19 protein-coding genes are annotated in these 21,033 nt (G+C 74.8%); 12 read left to right on the top strand and 7 right to left on the bottom strand.

The annotated features are described in order from the left end of the window. Positions 1–2 precede the first annotated feature (2 nt). The 3 genes from CUD01_RS06265 to CUD01_RS06255 all read right to left on the bottom strand — a co-directional run bounded on the left by CUD01_RS06265 (position 3) and on the right by CUD01_RS06255 (position 2,264). Complete coding sequence (locus tag CUD01_RS06265) at positions 3–242, bottom strand: helix-turn-helix domain-containing protein (RefSeq protein WP_141319580.1); 240 nt, start codon at positions 240–242, stop codon at positions 3–5. Positions 243–303: 61 nt separating this feature from the next. Next, complete coding sequence (locus CUD01_RS06260) at positions 304–1,392, bottom strand: adenylate/guanylate cyclase domain-containing protein (protein ID WP_244937688.1); 1,089 nt, start codon at positions 1,390–1,392, stop codon at positions 304–306. Between the two features lie 14 nt (positions 1,393–1,406). Beyond that, positions 1,407–2,264: a biotin--[acetyl-CoA-carboxylase] ligase gene (locus tag CUD01_RS06255; protein WP_141319576.1), complete on the bottom strand. Its 858-nt coding sequence runs from the start codon at positions 2,262–2,264 to the stop codon at positions 1,407–1,409. 161 nt (positions 2,265–2,425) lie between these two features. On the opposite strand from CUD01_RS06255, the gene CUD01_RS06250 reads away from it, so the two are divergent. From CUD01_RS06250 to CUD01_RS06235, 4 genes are all read left to right on the top strand, one after another. Then, positions 2,426–4,030, top strand: coding sequence for an acyl-CoA carboxylase subunit beta (locus CUD01_RS06250; RefSeq protein WP_141319574.1), 1,605 nt, complete (start codon positions 2,426–2,428; stop codon positions 4,028–4,030). Positions 4,031–4,045: 15 nt separating this feature from the next. Continuing rightward, positions 4,046–4,633 (top strand): hypothetical protein, encoded by a 588-nt coding sequence (locus tag CUD01_RS06245; protein WP_141319572.1) that lies wholly within the window; start codon positions 4,046–4,048, stop codon positions 4,631–4,633. After that, on the top strand, positions 4,630–4,845 hold the full coding sequence (locus CUD01_RS06240; RefSeq protein ID WP_094179391.1) for an acyl-CoA carboxylase subunit epsilon: 216 nt from the start codon (positions 4,630–4,632) through the stop codon (positions 4,843–4,845). Before CUD01_RS06245 ends, CUD01_RS06240 begins: the two co-directional genes overlap by 4 nt. A gap of 66 nt (positions 4,846–4,911) precedes the next feature. Then, positions 4,912–6,588 carry a DUF885 domain-containing protein gene (locus CUD01_RS06235; RefSeq protein WP_141319570.1) on the top strand — a complete coding sequence of 559 codons (1,677 nt, stop codon included), beginning with the start codon at positions 4,912–4,914 and terminating at the stop codon, positions 6,586–6,588. Between the two features lie 79 nt (positions 6,589–6,667). On the opposite strand, the gene CUD01_RS06230 is transcribed toward CUD01_RS06235, so the two are convergent. Beyond that, a complete protein-coding gene (locus tag CUD01_RS06230) occupies positions 6,668–7,348 on the bottom strand; it encodes a vitamin K epoxide reductase family protein (protein ID WP_244937687.1) in 681 nt (226 codons plus the stop codon). Positions 7,349–7,503: 155 nt separating this feature from the next. Between CUD01_RS06230 and CUD01_RS06225 the strand changes: the two genes are divergently transcribed. From CUD01_RS06225 to efeB, 6 genes are all read left to right on the top strand, one after another. Further along, entirely contained in the window at positions 7,504–8,202 is a 699-nt protein-coding gene (locus CUD01_RS06225; RefSeq protein ID WP_141319566.1) for a Maf family protein, read from the top strand. Between the two features lie 202 nt (positions 8,203–8,404). Continuing rightward, a complete protein-coding gene (locus CUD01_RS06220; protein ID WP_244937686.1) occupies positions 8,405–10,219 on the top strand; it encodes an acetyl/propionyl/methylcrotonyl-CoA carboxylase subunit alpha in 1,815 nt (604 codons plus the stop codon). A 10-nt stretch (positions 10,220–10,229) separates the two neighbouring features. After that, entirely contained in the window at positions 10,230–10,751 is a 522-nt protein-coding gene (locus tag CUD01_RS06215; RefSeq protein ID WP_141319564.1) for an NUDIX hydrolase, read from the top strand. 141 nt (positions 10,752–10,892) lie between these two features. Next, a complete protein-coding gene (gene efeU, locus CUD01_RS06210; RefSeq protein WP_094179386.1) occupies positions 10,893–11,753 on the top strand; it encodes an iron uptake transporter permease EfeU in 861 nt (286 codons plus the stop codon). 47 nt (positions 11,754–11,800) lie between these two features. Beyond that, positions 11,801–12,997 carry an iron uptake system protein EfeO gene (gene efeO / locus CUD01_RS06205; RefSeq protein ID WP_141319562.1) on the top strand — a complete coding sequence of 399 codons (1,197 nt, stop codon included), beginning with the start codon at positions 11,801–11,803 and terminating at the stop codon, positions 12,995–12,997. Between the two features lies 1 nt (position 12,998). Next, a complete protein-coding gene (efeB, locus tag CUD01_RS06200) occupies positions 12,999–14,357 on the top strand; it encodes an iron uptake transporter deferrochelatase/peroxidase subunit (RefSeq protein WP_141319560.1) in 1,359 nt (452 codons plus the stop codon). Between the two features lie 5 nt (positions 14,358–14,362). Here the strand turns inward: efeB and CUD01_RS06195 are convergent, their stop codons facing one another. Further along, positions 14,363–15,154: a transglutaminase-like domain-containing protein gene (locus CUD01_RS06195; protein ID WP_141319558.1), complete on the bottom strand. Its 792-nt coding sequence runs from the start codon at positions 15,152–15,154 to the stop codon at positions 14,363–14,365. 62 nt (positions 15,155–15,216) lie between these two features. Next, complete coding sequence (locus CUD01_RS06190; RefSeq protein WP_307722669.1) at positions 15,217–16,407, bottom strand: TIGR04053 family radical SAM/SPASM domain-containing protein; 1,191 nt, start codon at positions 16,405–16,407, stop codon at positions 15,217–15,219. 89 nt (positions 16,408–16,496) lie between these two features. Between CUD01_RS06190 and CUD01_RS06185 the strand changes: the two genes are divergently transcribed. Further along, positions 16,497–18,548, top strand: a complete 2,052-nt coding sequence (locus CUD01_RS06185) for an endonuclease/exonuclease/phosphatase family protein (protein ID WP_166772138.1) — start codon at positions 16,497–16,499, stop codon at positions 18,546–18,548. 12 nt (positions 18,549–18,560) lie between these two features. On the opposite strand, the gene CUD01_RS06180 is transcribed toward CUD01_RS06185, so the two are convergent. After that, the gene (locus tag CUD01_RS06180) at positions 18,561–19,988 is read right to left on the bottom strand and encodes an NAD(P)H-quinone dehydrogenase (RefSeq protein WP_094179382.1); all 1,428 of its coding nucleotides are present in this window, start codon (positions 19,986–19,988) and stop codon (positions 18,561–18,563) included. Positions 19,989–20,113: 125 nt separating this feature from the next. On the opposite strand from CUD01_RS06180, the gene CUD01_RS06175 reads away from it, so the two are divergent. Then, entirely contained in the window at positions 20,114–20,944 is an 831-nt protein-coding gene (locus tag CUD01_RS06175) for a purine-nucleoside phosphorylase (protein ID WP_141319556.1), read from the top strand. The last annotated feature ends 89 nt before the right edge of the window (positions 20,945–21,033 follow it).

Genomic DNA, 21,033 nt, shown 5'->3' with positions numbered 1-21,033 from the left:
CGTCATCGCTGCCGCAGCTCCATGTCGACACCCAGCCTGTCCAGGAGGCTGAAGACGCGTCGGATGTAGAGGGTCGACTCTCCGGACTCGATCCTCTGCGGTACCCGGCGATCGATCTCGAGCTCGCCGGCCAGCTCGTCCTGGGACAGCCCCGCACGTCTGCGCGCCTCGCGCAGGAACGCTCCGATGTCGTCGGGCGACCGCGTCCGGGACCACGTCCCGGGCTCAGACACCTGCTTCATGGCGACAGTACTGCCTGCGATGCGGCAATACTGTCGCCAGACGAGCCGGTCTGCTTGCAGGTCAGCCGGGCGTGGCCCGCAGACGGACCGGGGTCACCGTGCCGAGACCCTGCAGCTCGCGGACGGGCTGCTCCTCGCACACGAACCGCGCGTCGCTCGCGAGCACCGCGGCCGTGCCCTGGTCGACCAGCACGGTCGAGGGCTCGGCGATGTCCGTCAGCCGCGCGGCGAGGTTCACGGACGGCCCGAACACGTCCCCGAACCGGGACAGCACGCGGCCCCACACGAACCCGACGCGCACGGGCGTGACGCCACGCGCGCCCTCGGCGAGGCCGCCCGCGGCCTGCGCGGACGACACGTCGAGCTCGCGCCCGAGCGCGTCGGCGAGGCCCAGCGCCACCAGGGCGCCCGTCTGGGGCGTGTCCGCGACGAACAGCACGGCGTCGCCAATCGTCTTGACGACCCGGCCCCCGGCGGCGGTCACCACGTCACGCGCCTCGGCCTCGAACCGCTGCACGAACGCCGACAGGTCCGTCGACCCCAGCCCAGCCGTGCGCCGCGTGAACGAGACCATGTCCGCGAACCCGACGGCACGCGCGAGCGGCAGCGCGCCGGGCTCGTCGTCGCCCGGACGGCCCAGGTCACCGAACTCGGCCGCGTACCGGCCCGCGATCGCCGCGAGCTGGCGGCGGTAGGAGTGCACGAGCTGCGCCTCGAGGACGGGCGCGAGGTCGGCTAGACGGTCGAGCACGAGCAGGCGCGCGGTCGTGTCGTCGAGCTCGTAGCGCGAGGACATGTCCTCCACGAGCGCCTCGACCTGCCACAGCGCGAGCCGGTCCGACGTGTGCCCGAGCGCGCGGGTCACGGTCAGGACCGTGCGCAGGTCCAGCCCGTGGTCCCGCACGAGCGACGCGGCGCGGCCGATCGCGTCCGCGTCGTTCTCGGAGAAGTAGTCGTCGTCCGGGTCCGGGTGCGGCAGGCCGAGCGTCGACCAGAAGGTCTGGACGAAGTCGAGCGAGATGTCCGCGCGAGCAGCCAGGTCACGTGCGGTGTACCGCCGGGTGCCGCCGAGCAGGGCGGCGTCGATCTCCTCGACGGTCGACGCGAGGGCGGCGTGCTCCTCGGGGGCGTCGGCGGCAGGGTCGGGCACGGGTCGAGGGTAGTTCACGCCAGGGTCCGCAGGTGACGCACGTCACCGGCGAGGACGCGTCGCTCGTCGTCCGCGGCGGTGCGCACGACGAGGGCACCGTCGTCGTCGAGGCGCACCGCGACGCCCTCGAGGACGTCCCCGCCGGGCAGGTCCACCGCGACCCCGGTGCCGAGCGTCGACAGGACGGACGCGACCTCGTCGGCCAGGCCGGACTCCTGCACCGCCCCGCCCGAGGTGTCCCACCGCGACTCCACGTCCTCGAGCGCCTCGACCAGCCCGACGAGCACCGCGAGCCGGTCGACGTGCCGCGCGCCCGCGAGCGCGAGCGAGCCCGCGGACGGCACGGGCAGCTCGTCAGCGGTCTGCAGCACGTTGAGGCCGATCCCGACGACCGCCGCGACGGTCCCGTCGGCGAGCGGTACGAGCTCGCAGAGCACCCCGCCGACCTTGCGCGCCGACCCCCAGCCCTCGACGTCGCCCGACGCGGGCACGAGCACGTCGTTGGGCCACTTCAGCGACGCCGCGACGCCGGCCGTCGCGCGCACGGCCCGCACCGCACCCAGGCCCGCGAGCAGCGGCAACCACCCGTACCGGTCGGAGGGCATGCCCAGGTGCACGACGAACGAGCAGGTCACCGCGGCCCCGGCCGGCGTCTGCCAGGTCCGGTCGCGCCGGCCCTTGCCCGCCACCTGGTGGTCGGCGACCAGCAGGCTGCGGTCGGGCCACGACCGCGGGTCCGCGCGCAGGTCGCGCACCACGTCGGCGTTGGTCGAGCCCGTGCTCGCGACGACCTCCACCCGCGTGAGCGGGCCGTCCGGCCGCTGCAGCAGCGCGCGGACCTCGTCGGGGTCCAGCGCTGGTCGCGTCGTCATGCGCCCGTCCTCACCTTCGTGCCGGTCCCCCCATCCTGCCCCCGAATCGCGCCGGGCCGGGCGTGCCGTCGGCGTGTTGTGGGATCGGCACGACGAACGACGCGCAAACCCGTCCGCGCCCTGCACCGCGTTGGAGCGTGCCGACAACTAGCCTCGGTCGGGTGACGCAGACAGACGCGACCAGCCCGAGCGCGCCCGCCCGCACGACCGCCGGCAAGCTGGCCGACCTCGCGGCCCGCCGCGAGGCGCAGGCGAGCGCCGAGGCGGCCGCCGTGGACAAGCAGCACGCGCGCGGCAAGAAGACCGCGCGCGAGCGCATCGACCAGCTCCTCGACCCGGGGTCGTTCACCGAGATCGACGCGCTCGTGCGGCACCGCTCGACGAACTTCGGCCTCGACGCGAGGCGCATCCCGGGCGACGGCGTGGTCGTCGGGCACGGCACGGTCGACGGACGCCCGGTCGCGGTGTACTCGCAGGACTTCACGGTGTTCGGCGGCAGCCTCGGCGAGGTGCACGGGCAGAAGATCACCAAGGTCATGGACCTCGCGCTGCGCACCGGCGTGCCGCTGATCGGCATCAGCGACGGCGGCGGCGCACGCATCCAGGAGGGGGTCGCGGGCCTGACGCAGTTCGCGGAGATCTTCCGCCGCAACGTCGCCGCCTCGGGCGTGATCCCGCAGATCAGCCTCATCCTGGGCCCGTCGGCGGGTGGCGCGGTGTACTCCCCCGCGCTGACCGACTTCATCGTGATGGCCGACGGCACGTCGAACATGTTCATCACCGGCCCGGACGTGATCCGCGCGGTCACGGGCGAGGACGTCGGCTTCGAGGAGCTCGGCGGCGCGACCACGCACAACACCCGCTCGGGCGTCGCGCACTACCTGGCGTCCGACGAGGACGACGCGATCGACTACGTGCGCTCGCTGCTCGGCTACCTGCCGCAGAACAACCTCTCGGACCCGCCGCTGTACGCGCACGAGACCGACCTCGCGCCCACCGACGAGGACCTCGCGCTCGACACGCTCGTCCCGGACTCGGACAACCAGCCGTACGACATGCGCACGGTCGTCGAGACGGTGCTCGACGACGGGGTGCTGCTCGAGGTGCAGCCGCTGTACGCCGGCAACGTCGTCGTCGGGTTCGGGCACGTCGAGGGTCACCCCGTGGGCGTCGTCGCGAACCAGCCGCAGCAGATGGCGGGCACGCTCGACATCAACGCGGCGGAGAAGGCCGCGCGGTTCGTGCGCACGTGCGACGCGTTCAACATCCCCGTGCTGACGTTCGTCGACGTGCCCGGGTTCCTGCCCGGGACGGACCAGGAGTGGAACGGGATCATCCGCCGCGGCGCGAAGCTCATCTACGCGTACGCGGAGGCGACGGTCCCGCTGGTCACCGTGATCACGCGCAAGGCGTACGGCGGCGCGTACATCGTCATGGGCTCCAAGCAGCTCGGCGCGGACGTGAACCTCGCGTGGCCGACCGCGCAGATCGCCGTCATGGGCGCGGGGGGCGCGGTGAACATCCTGCAGCGCGGCGCGCTGAAGAAGGTCGCCGACTCCGGCGGCGACGTGGAGGCGGAGCGCCGGCGGCTCACCGCGGAGTACGAGGACGCGATCGTCAACCCGTGGGACGCTGCCGACCGGGGCTACGTGGACGCGGTGATCGAGCCGTCCGCGACGCGCGCCGAGATCACCAAGGCGCTGCGCCTCCTGCGCACCAAGCGCGCGTCCCTGCCGCCCAAGAAGCACGGCAACATCCCGCTGTAGAGACTGGACCAGACGATGACGCACGAGCACGACGAGCACGACGAGCACCACGGGCACGGTCTCGACGACGACCACGAGGGTCACGACTCGGCCACGCACGGGCCCGCGCCGCTGACGGACGTGGACCCGGCCGGGCTGCACGCCGCCGTGGACGCGCTCGCCGCCGCGCTGCACGAGTACGTCGACGCCGCGGTGGGCGTGCGCGCCGAGTTCGGCTCCACGGAGGCCGACGAGGACCCGCGCATCCTGGCGCTCGAGGCGCGCGTGGGCACGCTCAACGCCGCGCTGTACGACCAGATCCACGACCGCCTGGGCATGCACTCGGACCTGACGGGCATGACCTGGCAGGAGGACGAGGGCGGGCACGACGACGCGCCGTCCGAGGACGACGAGGCCGACACGTTCCACGTGGGGCTCGTCGTGGTCCGCACGCCCGCCGCGGGGGACCGGACGCTCGACTCGGCGCTCGACATCGTCGAGTCCGGTGCGGGCGACCTCACGCAGGCGCTGGTCGACGCGGGCTTCGAGGTCGCGGAGTGGGGCGTCTCGCGCGGGGCCCACGTGGACTTCGGCGACGAGGACGACGACGAGGACGACGCGTGAGCGACGACGGCCAGCTCCAGGTGGTGCGCGGCACGCCCGACGACGTCGAGCTCGCCGCGCTCGTCGCGGGCATCATGGCGGCCGCGACGGCGGCCCCGCTCGACCCGCCCGCGGCGCCCCGGGCCGCGTGGTCCGACCGGCGCCGCCAGCTCCGCCCGGTGCCCTCGGCCGCCCCCGGCGCGGACTCCTGGCGCTGGAGCCTGCGCGGCTGACCGCGGCTCCCGCGACCGCCGTCCCCGGTCCCGGGCGCGTCGCTACCGACGAGTAGGGTCGGGCGCATGCGTGAACCCACGGCCGTCGACGCCGTCGCCGAGAAGTACGTCAGCACCTACGCCTCGCTCGACCCGCTGTCCGCGACAGCGATGGGTCTGTCGGGCCACGACCACGAGATGACCGACCTGTCCCCCGCGGGGCACGACGCGCGCGCGGACCTCACGCGCTCGACGCTCCTCGAGCTCGACGCCCTCGCGCCGGTGGACGACGTCGACCGCATCACGGTCGCGGCCATGCGGGAGCGGCTCGGGCTGGACCTCGAGCTGCACGCCGCGGGCGAGCACCTGCGCGACCTGAACAACATCGCGTCGCCCGTCCAGGGCCTGCGCGACGTGTTCGACATCATGCCGACGGGCGACATCGAGGCCTGGGAGAACATCGCGGCGCGTCTGACGGCGCTGCCCCACGCGGTCGACGGCTACGTCGAGTCCCTGCGCGCCGGCGCCGCGCGCGGGCTCGTCCCGGCGGTCCGGCAGGTCCGTGAGGGTGTGACGCAGGCCGTCGAGCTCGCCGCCGGCAGCTCGTTCTTCACCGAGTTCGTGCAGGGCGAGGCCGCCGCGGCCGCGCTGGACGACTCGTCGTCGTGCGCGCTCGTGCGCGCCGAGCTCGAGCGCGGCGCCGCGGGTGCGCGCGAGGCGTACGGCCGGCTCGCGGAGTTCCTGCGCGACGAGCTCGCGCCGCAGGCCCCCACCGACGACGCCGCGGGCCGCGACCGCTACCAGCTGTTCTCCCGGGCGTTCCTGGGCGCGGCCGTGGACCTCGAGGAGACCTACCAGTGGGGGCTCGAGGAGCTCGCGCGGGTCGTCGCGGAGCAGGAGGCCGTCGCGGCGCAGATCGCCGGACCGGGTACCACGGTCGAGCAGGCCGTGGCGGCGCTCGACGCGGACCCGTCGCGCACCCTGCACGGCAAGGACGAGTTGCGCCGCTGGATGCAGGAGACCTCGGACGCGGCGATCGCCGCGCTCGACGGCACGCACTTCGACATCCCCGAGCCGCTGCACACGCTCGAGTGCCGGATCGCCCCGACCCAGTCCGGCGGCATCTACTACACGGGCCCGTCGGACGACTTCACGCGGCCCGGCCGCATGTGGTGGTCGGTGCCGGCCGACGTCACGACGTTCAACACGTGGCGCGAGAAGACGACCGTCTACCACGAGGGCGTGCCGGGTCACCACCTGCAGGTCGGTGCCGCGGTGTACAACCGGGCGGACCTCAACACGTGGCGCCGCCTCGCCTGCTGGACCTCGGGTCACGGCGAGGGCTGGGCGCTGTACGCCGAGCGCCTGATGGCGGACCTCGGCTTCCTGGACGACCCGGGCGACCGCCTCGGCATGCTCGACGGCCAGCGGATGCGCGCGGCGCGCGTCGTGTTCGACATCGGTGTGCACCTCGGCCTGCCCGCTCCCGAGCAGTGGGGCGGCGGCCGCTGGGACGCCGACAAGGCGCTCGCGTTCCTGCTCGCGAACGTGAACATGCCCGAGTCGTTCGTGCGGTTCGAGTGGATGCGCTACCTCGGGTGGCCGGGCCAGGCGCCGTCCTACAAGGTCGGCCAGCGCCTGTGGGAGCAGACGCGTGACGCGGCACGGGCCGCCGCCGGCGACGCGTTCGACCTGCGCGCGTTCCACGCCAAGGCGCTCGACCTCGGCTCGCTCCCCCTGGACGTCCTCAAGCTCGCGTTCTGACCCGCCCACGACGAAGGCCCGGCCCCTGTGGGCGGATTCTCGGGGTCCGGGCCTTCGTCGTGCGGCTCGCGCGCTCCGCTCAGAACAGCGTGTACCCGTACTTGACCATGATCATCCCGGCCATGACGACGAGCAGCGCGATCGTCACGAACCAGTCGTTGCCCTCCTGGACGAACCGCCGGCCGGCCGCACCGGCCCGGCCCGGCAGCGCGATGTGCCCCTCGCGGATGTTGATGCGCGTCAGCCCGGCCCACACCAGGGTCGTCGTGAGCGTGATGAGCAGGCACCACGGGCACAGCGCGCCGATCACGAAGTACGACATGTAGAACAGCCACCACGCGAACAGGAACCCGATCGTGTAGATCGCCTGCGCGGTGCGCATGAACCAGCGCGGGAAAACCACGCCACCGACCAGCGCGACCGCGACGGTCAGCACGACGGCCTCGGCGGCGATGCCGAGGAACGCGTTCGGGAAGCCCAGCAGCTCGGCGGCCCAGTGCTTCGCGACCGTGGCGCAGTTGATCTTCTCGTTGAAGCTGCAGCTGAGCTTGGCGTTCTTGTCGGCGGCCAGCACGAGCGCCTCGATGGACAGCACGAACGACGCGTACAGGCCGATCAGGCCCGAGACCACCATCTCGATCGCGGTGCGCCGCCGCCACGCCGGGTCCGGCGGCGCGAGCAGGTCGGGGTCGTCGTCGACCAGGTCGTCGAGCTCGAGGTCGTCGTCGTCCACGTCGACCACGGTGTTCTCCTTGCCCACGAGCCCTCCCGAGCCACCCGGCGTCCTGCGTCGGCCCCCGACGCTGCGCAAGCGCGCGACCGCCATTGTGACCCACGTTCCTGTGCGCGAACCCCGACAATCGTCCCTCGGCGCGCGGCTCGGACCCCGCGACCTGCGTGGGTAGGGTGCGGGCCGTGACCCGCCTGCTGCTCGCCTCCGCCTCCCCCGCCCGCCGTGCCACGCTCCGCGCCGCCGGCATCGAGCCGCTCGTGGCGGTCTCGTCCGTCGACGAGGACGCGGTGCTGGCCCGGGCCCGCGAGCGCTACGGGGACGCGGACGGCGTGCTCGACCCGGCGGACGCGGTGCTCGTGCTCGCGCAGGCCAAGGCGCACGACGTCGCCGCGCACCTGCCCGACGACCTCGCGGACGCCACCGACCTCGTGGTGCTGGGCTGCGACTCGATGCTCGAGCTCGACGGGGAGGTCCTCGGCAAGCCGCGCGACGCGGACGACGCGGTCGCGCGCTGGCGGTCGATGCGCGGACGCGCGGGCACGCTCCACACGGGCCACTGGGTGGTGGACCTGCGCGAGCCCGACGAGGACGCGCCCGAGCCGCGGCCCGGGACGCTCGGGGCGGGGCGGGGGGCGGTGCTGGGCGACACGTCGTCGACCGTCGTGCACTTCGCCGACGTGTCCGACGAGGAGATCGCGGCGTACGTGGCGACGGGCGAGCCGCTGACGGTGGCGGGGGCGTTCACGATCGACGGGCGGGGCGGCCCGTTCGTCGAGCGCATCGTGGGCGACCACCACGGCGTCGTCGGTCTCTCGCTGCCGCTGCTGCGCACGCTCCTGCTCCAGGTCGACCTGCCGCTGCCGGCCCTCTGGACCCCCTGACCCACCCGCCCCGCTCGCGCCGTGCGCCACGGTCGGGTTGTGGGGATCGTGCAGCGGGGTCCGGACACCGACCCCCGAGCGGCGCGCGGGCGTCGTCGGGTTCCTACAAAACCCGGGCCGCGCAGGTTGGGTGCAAGCCCAATCTTCTCCGGCGGGCGGCGACGACGAGGCCGCGCCGCACACCGGGGCGTTACGGTGAGCCGTGCCCTCCAGCCTGTCCGCCCCTGCCGTGCGCCCGCTGCGCAAGGTCCTCATCGCCAACCGCGGCGAGATCGCCGTCCGCATCGCGCGCGCCTGCCGTGACGCAGGCGTCGGGTCCGTCGCCGTCTACGCGGACCAGGACCGCACCGCGCTGCACGTGACCCTCGCGGACGAGGCGTTCGCGCTCGACGGCGCCCGCGCGGCGGACACGTACCTGTCGATCGAGAAGCTGCTCGACGTCGCGCTCCGCGCGGGCGCGGACTCGGTGCACCCCGGGTACGGGTTCCTCGCGGAGAACGCGGACTTCGCGCGCGCCGTGACCGACGCGGGCCTGGTGTGGATCGGCCCGTCGCCGGACGCCATCGAGGCGCTGGGCGACAAGGTCAGCGCGCGGCACATCGCGCAGAAGGCGGGCGCGCCGCTCGTCGCGGGCACGCCCGACCCGGTGGACGGCCCGGCGCAGATCCACGCGTTCGTCGCGGAGCACGGCCTGCCGATCGCGATCAAGGCCGCGTTCGGCGGTGGCGGCCGCGGCCTCAAGGTCGCGCGCTCGGCGGACGAGGTCGACGAGCTCTACGAGTCGGCGGTGCGCGAGGCGGTCGCCGCGTTCGGCCGCGGCGAGTGCTTCGTCGAGCGGTACCTGGACAAGCCGCGGCACGTGGAGACGCAGTGCCTCGCCGACGCCCACGGCACGGTCGTCGTGGTGAGCACGCGCGACTGCTCGCTGCAGCGCCGCCACCAGAAGCTCGTCGAGGAGGCGCCCGCGCCGTTCCTCACGGACGCGCAGCGCGAGCAGCTGGTGACCTCCAGCAAGGCGATCCTGCGCGAGGCCGGCTACGTGGGCGCGGCGACGTGCGAGTTCCTCGTCGGCGCCGACGGGACCGTCTCGTTCCTCGAGGTCAACACGCGCCTGCAGGTCGAGCACCCGGTCACCGAGGAGATCTCGGGCGTCGACCTGGTGCGCGAGCAGCTGCGCATCGCGGCGGGCGAGCCGCTCGGCTACGACGAGGTCGCCACGCGCGGGCACTCGATCGAGTTCCGCATCAACGGCGAGGACCCGGCCGCGAACTTCCTGCCCGCGCCGGGCCGCATCTCCACGCTGCGCTTCCCGTCCGGCCCCGGCGTGCGCGTCGACTCGGGCGTGGTCGAGGGAGACACGGTCTCCGGTGCGTTCGACTCGATGATCGCCAAGCTGATCGTCACCGGCGCCGACCGGCCGCAGGCGATCGCGCGCGCCCGGCGCGCGCTGGCCGAGCTCGAGGTCGTCGGCATCCCGACGGTCGTGCCGTTCCACCGTGCGGTGCTCGAGGACGAGGCGTTCGCGCCGGCCGACGCCGCCACGCCGTTCGCGGTGCACACGCGCTGGATCGAGACCGAGTTCGCCGACACGCTCGCAACCCTCGGCAGGGCGCCCGCCGCGGCCCCGGCTCCCGAGGAGGAGCCGCCGGCACTCGAGCGCGTCGTCGTCGAGGTCGGCGGCAAGAGGCTCGAGGTCGTGCTGCCCGCCGCGCTCGGCCTGGGGCGTCCCGGTCCGGCCCGCGCAGGGATGCCGCGCCGGCCCGCGCGCCGCAACGCGAGCGGGCCGAAGGCGGCGGCCAACGGCACGACGCTCGCCTCCCCCATGCAGGGCACGATCGTGAAGGTCGCGGTGCAGGACGGTGCGACGGTCGCGGAGGGCGACCTCGTCGTCGTGCTCGAGGCCATGAAGATGGAGCAGCCGCTGGTGGCGCACCGCGGTGGGACGGTCACGGGCCTCGCCGCGAGCGTCGGCGCGAGCGTGAGCGCCGGCACCGCGATCTGCGAGATCGTCGACTGAGCCCGACCGCATGACCGACCTGCCCCGCCACGCGCCCGCGCCGGGCGACGGCTGGGTGCAGCGCGGGTGCGGGGCGCGGCACTGGGGTCTGCACGGCGCGTCGGGGCTGCTGGTCGCGCGCCGCGCCCCGGACGGCCGGCCGACGCACGTGCTGCTGCAGCACCGCGCGCCGTGGAGCCACCACGGCGGCACGTGGGGCATCCCGGGCGGGGCACGCCAGCCGCACGAGGACGCGACCGCGGCCGCGCTGCGCGAGGCGCACGAGGAGGCCGGCGTCCCCGCGGACGCGGTGCGGCCGTTCGCGTCGCACGTGCTGCGGCACCCGGACTGGTCGTACACGACCGTGCTGGCCGACGAGGTGCGCCCGTTCGAGGCGCGCGCCACGGACGCCGAGTCCCTCGCGGTCGCGTGGGTCCCGATCGAGCAGGTCGCCGCGCTCGACCTGCTGCCCGCGTTCGCGGACGCGTGGCCGACGCTCCTGGCCGCGATCCCGGCGACCCCGCAGAGCGCCCCGTGCGGCCTGGACGCGTGACGCGAGACACATCGTCGGGCTCGGTACCGGGCTCCCGCCGACCCCGGGCACGGGTGTAACCTCGCGAATCGTGTGAGGTAAGCCTGACCTCACCTCGCGGCGTCCGGCGCCGCGGACGCACACACTCGGCGAACGGTCACCATGGTCGCGAACTTCCTCATCGGCCTGCGCGAGGGGCTCGAAGCAGCCCTCGTCGTCAGCATCCTCGTGGCGTACCTGGTCAAGACCGGGCGACGCGACCTGCTGCCCGCGCTGTGGGGCGGCGTGGCCGTCGCCGTGGGGGTCTCGCTCGCGTTCGGCGCGCTGCTGACGTTCGGGCCCAAGGGGCTGTCGTTCGAGGCGCAGGAGGCCATCGGCGGCACGCTGTCGATCGTCGCGGTCGGCCTCATCACCTGGATGATCTTCTGGATGGCGCGCACCGCCCGCCACCTCAAGGCGGACCTGCAGCACAAGCTCGACGACGCGATCGCAGCCGGCAAGGGCGCCGTGGTCGTCATGGCGCTGCTCGCCGTGGGCCGCGAGGGCCTCGAGACCGCGCTGTTCCTGTGGGCGGGCGCGCAGGCGACCTCGTCGGGCACCAGCGCGCCGCTCGCCGGCGCCGCGCTCGGCATCGCGGTCGCGGTCCTGGCCGCGTGGCTCATGTACCGCGGCGCGGTGCGCCTCGACCTACGCCGGTTCTTCGCCTGGACCGGGCTGTTCCTCGTCCTCGTCGCGGCAGGCGTCCTGTCCTACGGCGTGCACGACCTGCAGGAGGCCGGCATCCTGCCCGGCCTGGACTCGCTCGCGTTCGACGTCTCCGCGAGCATCCCGCCCTCGTCCTGGTACGCGACGCTCGCCAAGGGCGTCTTCAACTTCACGCCCGCGACCACGTGGCTCCAGCTCGTCGCGTGGACCTCCTACGTCGCCGTCGTCCTGACCGTGTTCGTCCGCACGACGTGGGGCCGGTCGACGGCGCCCAGGCCGTCGGCGCCCGCCGTCGTCGCGCCCGTCGCGACCCCCTGACGCCCGCGTCGGACGCCCGCACCTCCACCCCGCTCCTGAGGAGACCCATGTCCCGCTCCACCCTCGGCGCGCTCGCGCTCGTCGCTCTCGTCCTGCCGCTCGCCGCCTGCGTCGACAACGACGCGACCCCGGCCGCGTCGGGCGCGCCCGGGCGTGCGCTGACCGTGAGCAGCACCCAGGACGCGTGCGAGGTGTCGGCCACGACCGCCCCGAGCGGCACGCTCACGTTCGCCGTGAGCAACGACGGCACGGACGTCACCGAGTTCTACCTGCTCGGCGAGGACGGCCTGCGGGTGGTCTCCGAGGTGGAGAACATCGGCCCGGGCCTCACGCGCGACCTCGTCGTGCAGGTGCGACCCGGCACGTACTACACGGCGTGCAAGCCGGGCATGGTGGGCGACGGCATCCGCGCCGAGTTCACCGTGACCGACTCGGGCGAGGCCGTCGGGCCGACGGGCGACGCGGCCGACCAGCTCGCCGCCGCCGAGGCGCAGTACGTCGCGTACGTCAAGGACCAGGTGGGCGCGCTGATCGCCGGCACGCAGGAGTTCGCGGACGCCTACACCGCGGGCGACGACGACGAGGCGCGCGCGCTCTACGCCGCGACGCGCGTCCACTGGGAGCGCGTCGAGCCCGTCGCCGAGTCCTTCGGTGACCTCGACCCGCTGACCGACGCGCGCGAGGCCGACCTCGAGGACGGCCAGACCTGGAGCGGCTGGCACTACATCGAGAAGGACCTGTGGCCGCCGCTCGCCGCCGACAACGGCGGCGTCGAGTACGTGCCGCTCACCGACGCCGAGCGCACCAAGGCGGCGGACGACCTCGTCGGGTGGACGCAGCAGCTCGTCGACCAGGTCAACGACCCGCAGTTCACGTTCGAGGCGTTCCAGATCGCCAACGGCGCCAAGGAGCTCCTCGACGAGGTCGCGACCGGCAAGGTCACGGGCGAGGAGGAGATCTGGTCGCACACCGACCTGTGGGACTTCCAGGCGAACGTCGACGGCGCGCGCGTGGCGTACGAGGTGCTCGCGGACGTCGTCGAGGGCGCCGACCCGGACCTGGCCGCGACGCTCGTCGAGCGGTTCGCCGCGCTCGAGGGGCTGCTCGCCGAGCACGGCTCGGTGGAGAAGGGCTTCACGGCGTACGACGAGCTGACCGCGCAGCAGGTCAAGCAGCTGTCCACCGCGGTCGACGCGCTCTCCGAGCCGCTGTCCCGGCTGACCGCCGTCGTCACGGGGGTCTGACGTGACCGAGCAGCCGCCCGCCCCCGGGTCGCGGGGCGTCACGCGTCGCGCGGTGCTCGGCGGCGGTCTGCTCGGTGCCGCCGCCGTCGGCGCCGCGGGCTTCGCCGCCGGTCGTGCGGCGGCGTCGGCCGGCGAGCCTGCCCCGGACACCCGCGCCGCGGGGACCTACCCGTTCACGGGCCGGCACCAGGCGGGCATCGTGACGCCCGCGCAGGACCGCCTGTACCTCGCGTCGTTCGACGTGACGACCGACGACCGCGAGGACCTCGTCGCGCTGCTCCAGCGCTGGACGACGATCGCCGCACGCCTCACGCAGGGGCTGTCGGCGGGCCCCTACGGTGCGGCGTCCGGCCCGTACGACGCGCCGCCCGACGACACGGGCGAGGCCGCCGACCTGCCCGCCGCGGGGCTGACCGTCACGTTCGGGTTCGGCCGCTCGCTGTTCGTCGCCGCCGACGGCACCGACCGGTTCGGCCTCGCGGACCGTCTGCCCGACGCGCTCGTCGAGCTGCCGCACTTCCCCGCGGACGCGCTCGACCCGGCGCGCAGCGACGGCGACCTCGTCGTGCAGGCGTGCGCCGACGACCCCCAGGTCGCGGTCCACGCGATCCGCAACCTGTCGCGCGCGGCCTTCGGCGCCGCGACGATCCGCTGGACGCAGCTCGGGTACGGGCGCACGTCCTCGACGTCCACGGCGCAGACGACGCCGCGCAACCTGTTCGGCTTCAAGGACGGCACCGCCAACCTCAAGGCCGAGGAGCCCGACGAGCTCGAGCGGCACGTGTGGGTGGGCGAGGACGCGGCCGCGCACGACTCGCGCGACTCGTCGTGGCTGGTCGGCGGCACCTACCTCGTCGCACGGCGCATCCGGATGCAGATCGAGACGTGGGACCGCACGTCGCTGCGCGAGCAGGAGGCGCTCGTCGGACGCACCAAGGGTGAGGGCGCGCCCCTGTCCGGCGGCGAAGAGCTCACCGAGCCCGACTTCGAGGTCACCGGCCGCGAGGGCACGCCGCTCGTCGCGCTCAACAGCCACGTGCGGCTCGCGCACCCCACGCACAACGACGGCGTGCGGATGCTGCGCCGCGGCTACAACTTCACCGACGGCAACGACTCGTTGGGGCGGCTCGACGCGGGGCTGTTCTTCATCGCGTTCGTCCGCGACCCCCGCACGCACTACGTCCCCATGCAGACCACGCTGTCGCGCGACGACGGGCTCATGGAGTACCTGCAGCACACCGGCTCGGGTCTGTTCGCGGTGCCGCCGGGCGTGCCCGACGGCTCGCTCGTGACGGGCAGCGACGGCACCCCGATCACGACGAGCCACAGCCCGTTCGTCGGTCAGGCGCTGTTCGCCTGAGGCGCTCAGCCGAGCGTCACGAGCGTGCGCACGTCGTCGTCGGGCAGCTCGTCGACGACCGCGCCCACGCGGAAGGCGGTGAGGTCCGCGGCGCCGCCGTGCACGGACAGGAACGCGGTGTCCGACGCGTCGCGCCCGGTGGCGACGCGCACGAGGGTGGACCGGGGTGCGAGCGTCGTCGCGTCGACCACGCGCCACGCGCCGTCCACCCACGCCTCCGCGACCGCGTGCAGGTCCATCGGGTCCAGCCCGGGCGCGTACACCCCGACGAGCCGCGCGGGCACGTCGAGCGCGCGCAGCAGCGCGACGACGAGGTGCGCGTAGTCCCGGCACACGCCCTGCCGGGCGAGCAGCGTGCGCACCGCGCCGTCGGTCGGCAGGCTCGAGCCCGGCACGTAGGCGAGGCGCGTGCCGACCCACGACGAGACGGCCGCGAGCAGGTCCTGCCCGGCGAGCCCGGCGAACTCGGCGCGCGCGGTCGGCCCGAGCGAGTCCGACTCGCAGTACCGGCTCGGCCGCAGGTAGCGCAGCCGGTCGGCCTCGCTCGCCCCGGGTGTGGTGGTGCGTCCGCGCACGGTCGCGCCGTAGTCCACGACGAGCGTGCCCGGCCCCGCGTCGAGCACGTGCAGGCGCGTGCCGTGCGCGTCGGGGACCTCGCGCGGGGTGAGGGGGACGCCGTCGAGCGTGACCTCGAGGCGCTCGTCGGCGTCGTGACCCGTCGCCACCGCGAGCGCCAGCGCGAGGGTCGCGGGGGCGCGGACGTCGAGCGTCAGGTGGGCGGTGACGTCACGCAGCATGACGACGAGTGTGCGGGCTGCACCCGCCGCGCGCACCCGCTCACGCGGGTGCGTCGCGCAGGTCAGGACGCCAGCAGCGCGGCGACGTCCTCGGCGTACGGGAACGAGCCCGGCTCGTAGGCGCACAGCGGGTCGGACGCGTGCGGGTCGCCGGACGTGGCGTACGCGCGCGACCGCGAGCCGCCGCACACCCGGGCGAACTCGCACGTCCCGCACCGCCCGGTCAGCAGCGAGGTGTCCCGCAGGCCGGTGAACAGCTCCGAGGAGCGGTAGATCTCCGGGAGCGGCTGCTCGCGCACGTCGCCGGCCGAGACCGGCAGGAAGCCCGAGGGGTGCACGGTGCCGACGTGCGAGACGAAGACGAACCCGTAGCCCGCGTTGACGTTGACCGGGGGGCGCCGCGCCCGCACCGCGTCGCCCCACCCGAACACGGCCGTCCGCTCGGTCAGCTCGGCGTACAGCTCGCCGAGGCCCATCACCTCGACGTGGTCCGCGCCGCGCTCCTCGAGCACCGCGCGCTGCAGCGCGACCCGCCGGAAGTGGTGGCCCTCGGTCGTCTTCACCGGGACGTGCGGGCCCAGGTCGTACAGGTAGTTCATGACGTCCTCGCACTGCTGCGCGCTGAGCGCACCCAGGTCGACGCCCCGGCCCATCGGCACGAGCATGAACGCGCTCCACGTCATCGCGCCGTACTCGCGCACGAGCGCCGCCAGGTCGGGCAGCTCGTGCACCGTGCGGCTCGACATCGTCGAGTTGACCTGCACCTTCATGCCGAGCTCGCGCGCCGTGGCCCACGCCTGCACGGTCCGGTCGAACGTCCCCGGCACGCGGCGGAAGCCGTCGTGGACCTGCGCCGTCGCGCCGTCGAGCGACAGCGACATCGCGGTCACGCCCGCCTCCTGCAGCCGCACGAGCGCCGCACGGTCGAGCTTCGCGGTGCCCGACGGCGAGACCGCCACCGCGAGCCCGAGCCCACGCCCGCGCCGCACGAGCTCGTCGAGGTCCTCGCGCTCGAAGCAGTCGCCGCCCGTGATGACGAAGATCGGCGACGGCCGTCCGAAGGACGCGACCTGACGCATGAGCTCGGTCGCCTCCTCGGTGTCGAGCTCGCGCGGGTCACGGCGGGGCTGCGCCTCGGCCCGGCAGTGCACGCAGGACAGCGCGCACGCACGCGTGGCCTCCCAGATCACCAGCAGCGGCCGGTCCGCCGGGTCGTGGCGGACGGTTCGGACGACGGGACCGTGCGGGCGCATGTGCCGCATCATGGGCCCACCGGGACGCCCCGGGCCGGGACGTGTGTCCCGCGCGGGCCGCTCACGGCCCGGCGCGTACCCTTCGGCGCGTGACGAGCGACGACACGCGAGAGGCGCGGCCCACCGGGTCCGCCGACGAGCAGGCACCGGCCGGCAGCGTCGCCCGGCCGCCCGACGACGGCACGCCCACGCGCGTCTGGCTGCTCGCGGCGCTCGTCGTCGCCACGCTCGAGCTCGTGCGCGCGAGCGGTCCGCTGCTCGACCACGCGTTCGCGTCGGGCGTCGTGACCGTCGGCGTCACCGCGCTCGCCACGTACGCCGCCGCGGGGCTCGTCGCGGGGGCGCTCCTGGTCGCCACGCGCGCGCCGAGCGGGGTCCCGACCGGCCGCACCGTGATCGTCGGCGCGGCGGTGCTCGCGGTGCTGCGCGTGGTGCTGCAGGGCCTCGACGGCGACGCGCGGTACGGGCTCGGGCTCGTGTCCGTGGCCTGGGCGGTCGGCGTGCTCGTCGTCGCGGCCGCGTTCGTCGCGGGGCGCGCCTCGGGGCCGCGGCAGGCCGCGCTCGGGGTCGTCGTCGGCTGCGGGCTGTCCGCGGGGCTCCAGGTGCTGCTGGGCTCGTGGGACGCCGTGTGGCGGTCGTCGTGGGTCGGCTGGGTCGTCGCGGTCGCGGTCGCGGTCGCGCCGCTCGCCGCGGTCCGCGTCACCTCGGGCGGGACGGGCGCGGGGGCGCCCGCGACGAACCGTCCGCGCCGGCTGTGGGCGCTCGGGCCGGTCATCGCGATCGCCGTGATGATCGGCGCGAACCCCGCGTTCCTCGCGTCGCAGGCCGGGATCGCGCTGGGCTGGGCCGGGCTGGCCGTGGTCCTCGCGACCGGGCTGGGCGGGTGGCTGCTGCTGCGCCCCGACCGCTGGCCGGGAGCCGTGCGCGTCGGGGCCGCGGTCCTCGTGGTCGCCGCGGTCGCGCTCGCGATGCTCACCTCCGGCGGCACGGCGCTCGTCGCCGTCGTGGTGCTGGACGCCGTGCTCGGCGTCGTGCTCGTCGGGACGCTCTCCGTGCGCCGCTCGGCGCCTCCGGGCACGTGGCGCACCGCGGGTGCGGTCGCGGTCGCCGGGCTCGGCGTCGTGCTGCCGCTGCTCGGCTACATGCTCGACTACGACGTCCCGCTGCCGTTCGACAACGCGTACGTGCCGGTGGCCGCGGCCGTGGTCGTCGCGGTCTGCGGCCTGCACCACCGCACACCGGCGCCCGTCGCCCCGCTCGGTAGCGCGTCGGGCGGCGCGCAGGGCCCCGCCCCGGACCCGGCACCGGACCTGCGCCAGCCCGCACGCGTGCGCGCCGCGCGCCTGCTGCTGGTCCCGCCGGTCGTGCTCGCGCTCGTCGGGCTCGGCCCGTCGACGACGAGCACGCACGGCCGGGACGTGCCCGCGCGCGCCGCGGGCGACGCGCTCACGGTCGTGAGCTGGAACCTGCACTACGGAGTCACGCCGTCCGGCGGCGTCGACCTCGAGTCCGCCGCCGCGACCGTCGAGGCGGCGGGTGCCGACGTGGTCCTGCTCCAGGAGGTGGAGCGCGGCTGGGTGCTCGGCGGCGGAGCGGACATGGCGACGTGGCTCGCGCGCCGTCTGGGCATGACGGTCGAGTACGCGCCGGCGGCCGACCGGCAGTTCGGCAACGCGGTGCTGGCCAGGTCCGGGCTCACGGACGTCGCCGTGACCGTCCTGCCGTACGGCGCCGGTCCGCAGGGGCGTTCGGCACTCTCGGCCACGGTGACGACGGCCGGGGGCGAGGCCGTGCGCGTGACGTCCGTCCACCTGCAGCACCGCGCCGAGAACACGCCGACGCGCCTGGACCAGCTCGCGACGCTGCTGGCGGCCGAGCCGGGCACCGGGCCGAGCGTGCTGGGCGGTGACCTCAACGCCCGGCCGGGGTGGCCGGAGGTCGAGCTGCTCACGGACGCCGGGTGGGTCAGCGCGGTCGACGAGGTCGGTGACGCCGACGCACTCACCTCACCGTCCGACGCACCCGCCGAGCGGATCGACTGGGTGCTCGGCCGGCACGTCGGGTTCGCGTCGGCGGACGTGCTCACGGACGTCACGACGAGCGACCACCTCCCGCTCGTCGTCCGGGTCACGCTCCCCTGACGCTCCCCGCGGTCAGTCCGCGGCGCGGTGGTGCAGCGTGCGCGCGACCTCGGCCAGCGTGCCGGACATCGAGGGGTAGACCGTGATGACCTGCGCGACCTGGTCGGCGGACAAGCGGTGCGTGATCGCGAGCGCGAGCGGGAACACCGACTCCGACGCGCGCGGGCCGACGAGCACCGCACCGAGCACGGTGCCCGCGCCGCGCGTCGCGAAGATCTTGACGAACCCCTCGCGCACACCGAGCATCTTGGCCCGCGGGTTGCGGGTCAGCGGCAGGGTGCTCACCTCGTACGCGACCCCCTCCTCCTGCAGGCGCTGCTCGGAGTAGCCGACCGTCGCGATCTCCGGTGCCGTGAAGATGTTCGCCGCGACCGCGCGCAGCGACAGCGGCATGACCGCGTCGCCCAGCGCGTGCGACATCGCGATGCGCCCCTGCGTCGCCGCGACCGACGCGAGCGGGAGCACCCCGGTCACGTCCCCGGCCGCGTAGACGCCGCGCACGCTCGTGCGCGAGACCTTGTCGACCTCGATGTGCCCGGACGGCGCCAGGCGCACGCCGGACTCCTCGAGCCCGAGCCCGCTCGTCGTCGGGATCGAGCCGACCGCGAACAGCACGTGCGTCCCCTCGACCTCCCGCCCGTCGGCGAGCGTCACGACGACCCCGTCGGCGGTGCGGCGCGCCCCGGCGGCCCGCGAGCGCGACAGCACGGTCATGCCGCGGCGCTTGAAGACCTCCTCGATGAGCTCGGCCGCGTCGCCGTCCTCGCCCGGGAGCACGCGGTCGCGCGACGAGACCAGCGTGACGTCCGAGCCGAGCGACGTGTACGCGCCGGCGAACTCCGCACCGGTGACGCCCGAGCCGACGACGACGAGCCGCTCGGGCAGCGCGGGCAGGTCGTACAGCTGCGTCCACGTGAGGATGCGCTCGCCGTCGGGCCGCGCCTCGGGCAGCTCGCGCGGGCGCGCGCCGGTCGCGACGAGGACGACGTCGGCGTCCAGCGTCGTCTCGCCGCCGCCGTCGACGAGGTCGACGACGACCCGCTGCGGCCCGTCGAGGCGGCCGCGGCCGAGCACGACGTGCACGCCCTCCTTCTCGAGGCGTCCCCGGATGTCCGCCGACTGCGCGGCCGCGAGCGCCTTGACGCGCGTGTTCACCGCGGCGAGGTCGATGTGGTGGCCGTGGTCGTGGCTCAGGCCGCTGCGGATCCCGAGCTCGGGCGCGCGGTCGGCGATCGTCATCCACTCGGCGGTCGCGATGAGCGTCTTGGACGGGACGACGTCCGTGAGCACGGCCGACCCGCCGAGCCCCTTCTCCTCGACCACCGTCACGTCGGCGCCCAGGCGCCGCGCGACGAGAGCGGCCTCGTAGCCACCGGGGCCTCCCCCGACGATGACGACGCGGGTGTCGGGCAGGGCGTGCGTACCGGGCGGTGTGCTCACGTGTGCATTCTGCCCGGTGCCGGCGCATGCCTCACGAGCAGCCGGTGGGCAGCCTGCGTGAGGCTCGGCACGTCCCGCGCGCCGTGACGCGTGCCCCGGGCGCGGTCGGGGCTAGCGTTCTCGTCATGACCGACGTCCTGGACCTCGACGACCCGACGACCGACCCGTTCGACGTGGCCCGCGCGGCCGCGGAGCACCTGGCGCACGCGACGGGGGTGCCGCGCCACGACGTGGCGCTCGTGCTGGGCTCGGGCTGGGGCGGTGCGGCGGACCTGCTGGGCGAGACGGTCGCCGAGGTCGCCAGCACCGACGTGCCGGGGTTCTCGGCCGCCGCCGTGCACGGGCACGTCGGCACGATCCGCTCGGTGCGCATCGGCGCGAGCGGCAAGCACGCGCTCGTGCTCGGCTCGCGCACGCACCTGTACGAGGGCAAGGGGGTGCGGCGCGTCGTGCACGGCATGCGCACCGCGGCGGCGACGGGCGCCACGACCGTCGTGCTCACCAACGGGTGCGGCGGCCTGAACCCGGCGTGGGGTCCGGGGACGCCGGTGCTCATCAGCGACCACCTCAACCTGACGGCGACCTCGCCGGTCGAGGGTGCGACGTTCGTCGACCTGACCGACCTGTACTCGCCCCGTCTGCGGGGCCTCGCGCGCGAGGTCGACCCGTCGCTCGACGAGGGCGTGTACGTCCAGTTCCGCGGACCGCACTACGAGACGCCGGCCGAGGTGCGCATGGCCGGGCGGCTGGGTGGCGACCTCGTCGGGATGTCGACGACGCTCGAGGCGATAGCGGCGCGGCAGGCGGGGCTCGAGGTGCTCGGGATCTCGCTCGTGACGAACCTCGCGGCCGGCATCAGCGAGCAGCCGCTGTCGCACGAGGAGGTCCTCGAGGCCGGTCTCGCGGCCGGGCCGCGCATCAGTGCGCTGCTGGCCGACATCATCCGCCGCCTGTGACGGCCTGCCGCTGACACCCCGCCGCTGATACACCGCCGCTGACACACCGCCGCGCGGCGGGGCCGGGACGTTCGGTTCGTGCGCGAGCG

This window comes from Cellulomonas uda (assembly GCF_006538705.1).
Taxonomy (GTDB): domain Bacteria; phylum Actinomycetota; class Actinomycetes; order Actinomycetales; family Cellulomonadaceae; genus Cellulomonas; species Cellulomonas uda.
The sequence above is the reverse complement of the archived record's forward strand: the minus strand, read 5'-3'. Positions and strand labels throughout refer to the sequence as shown.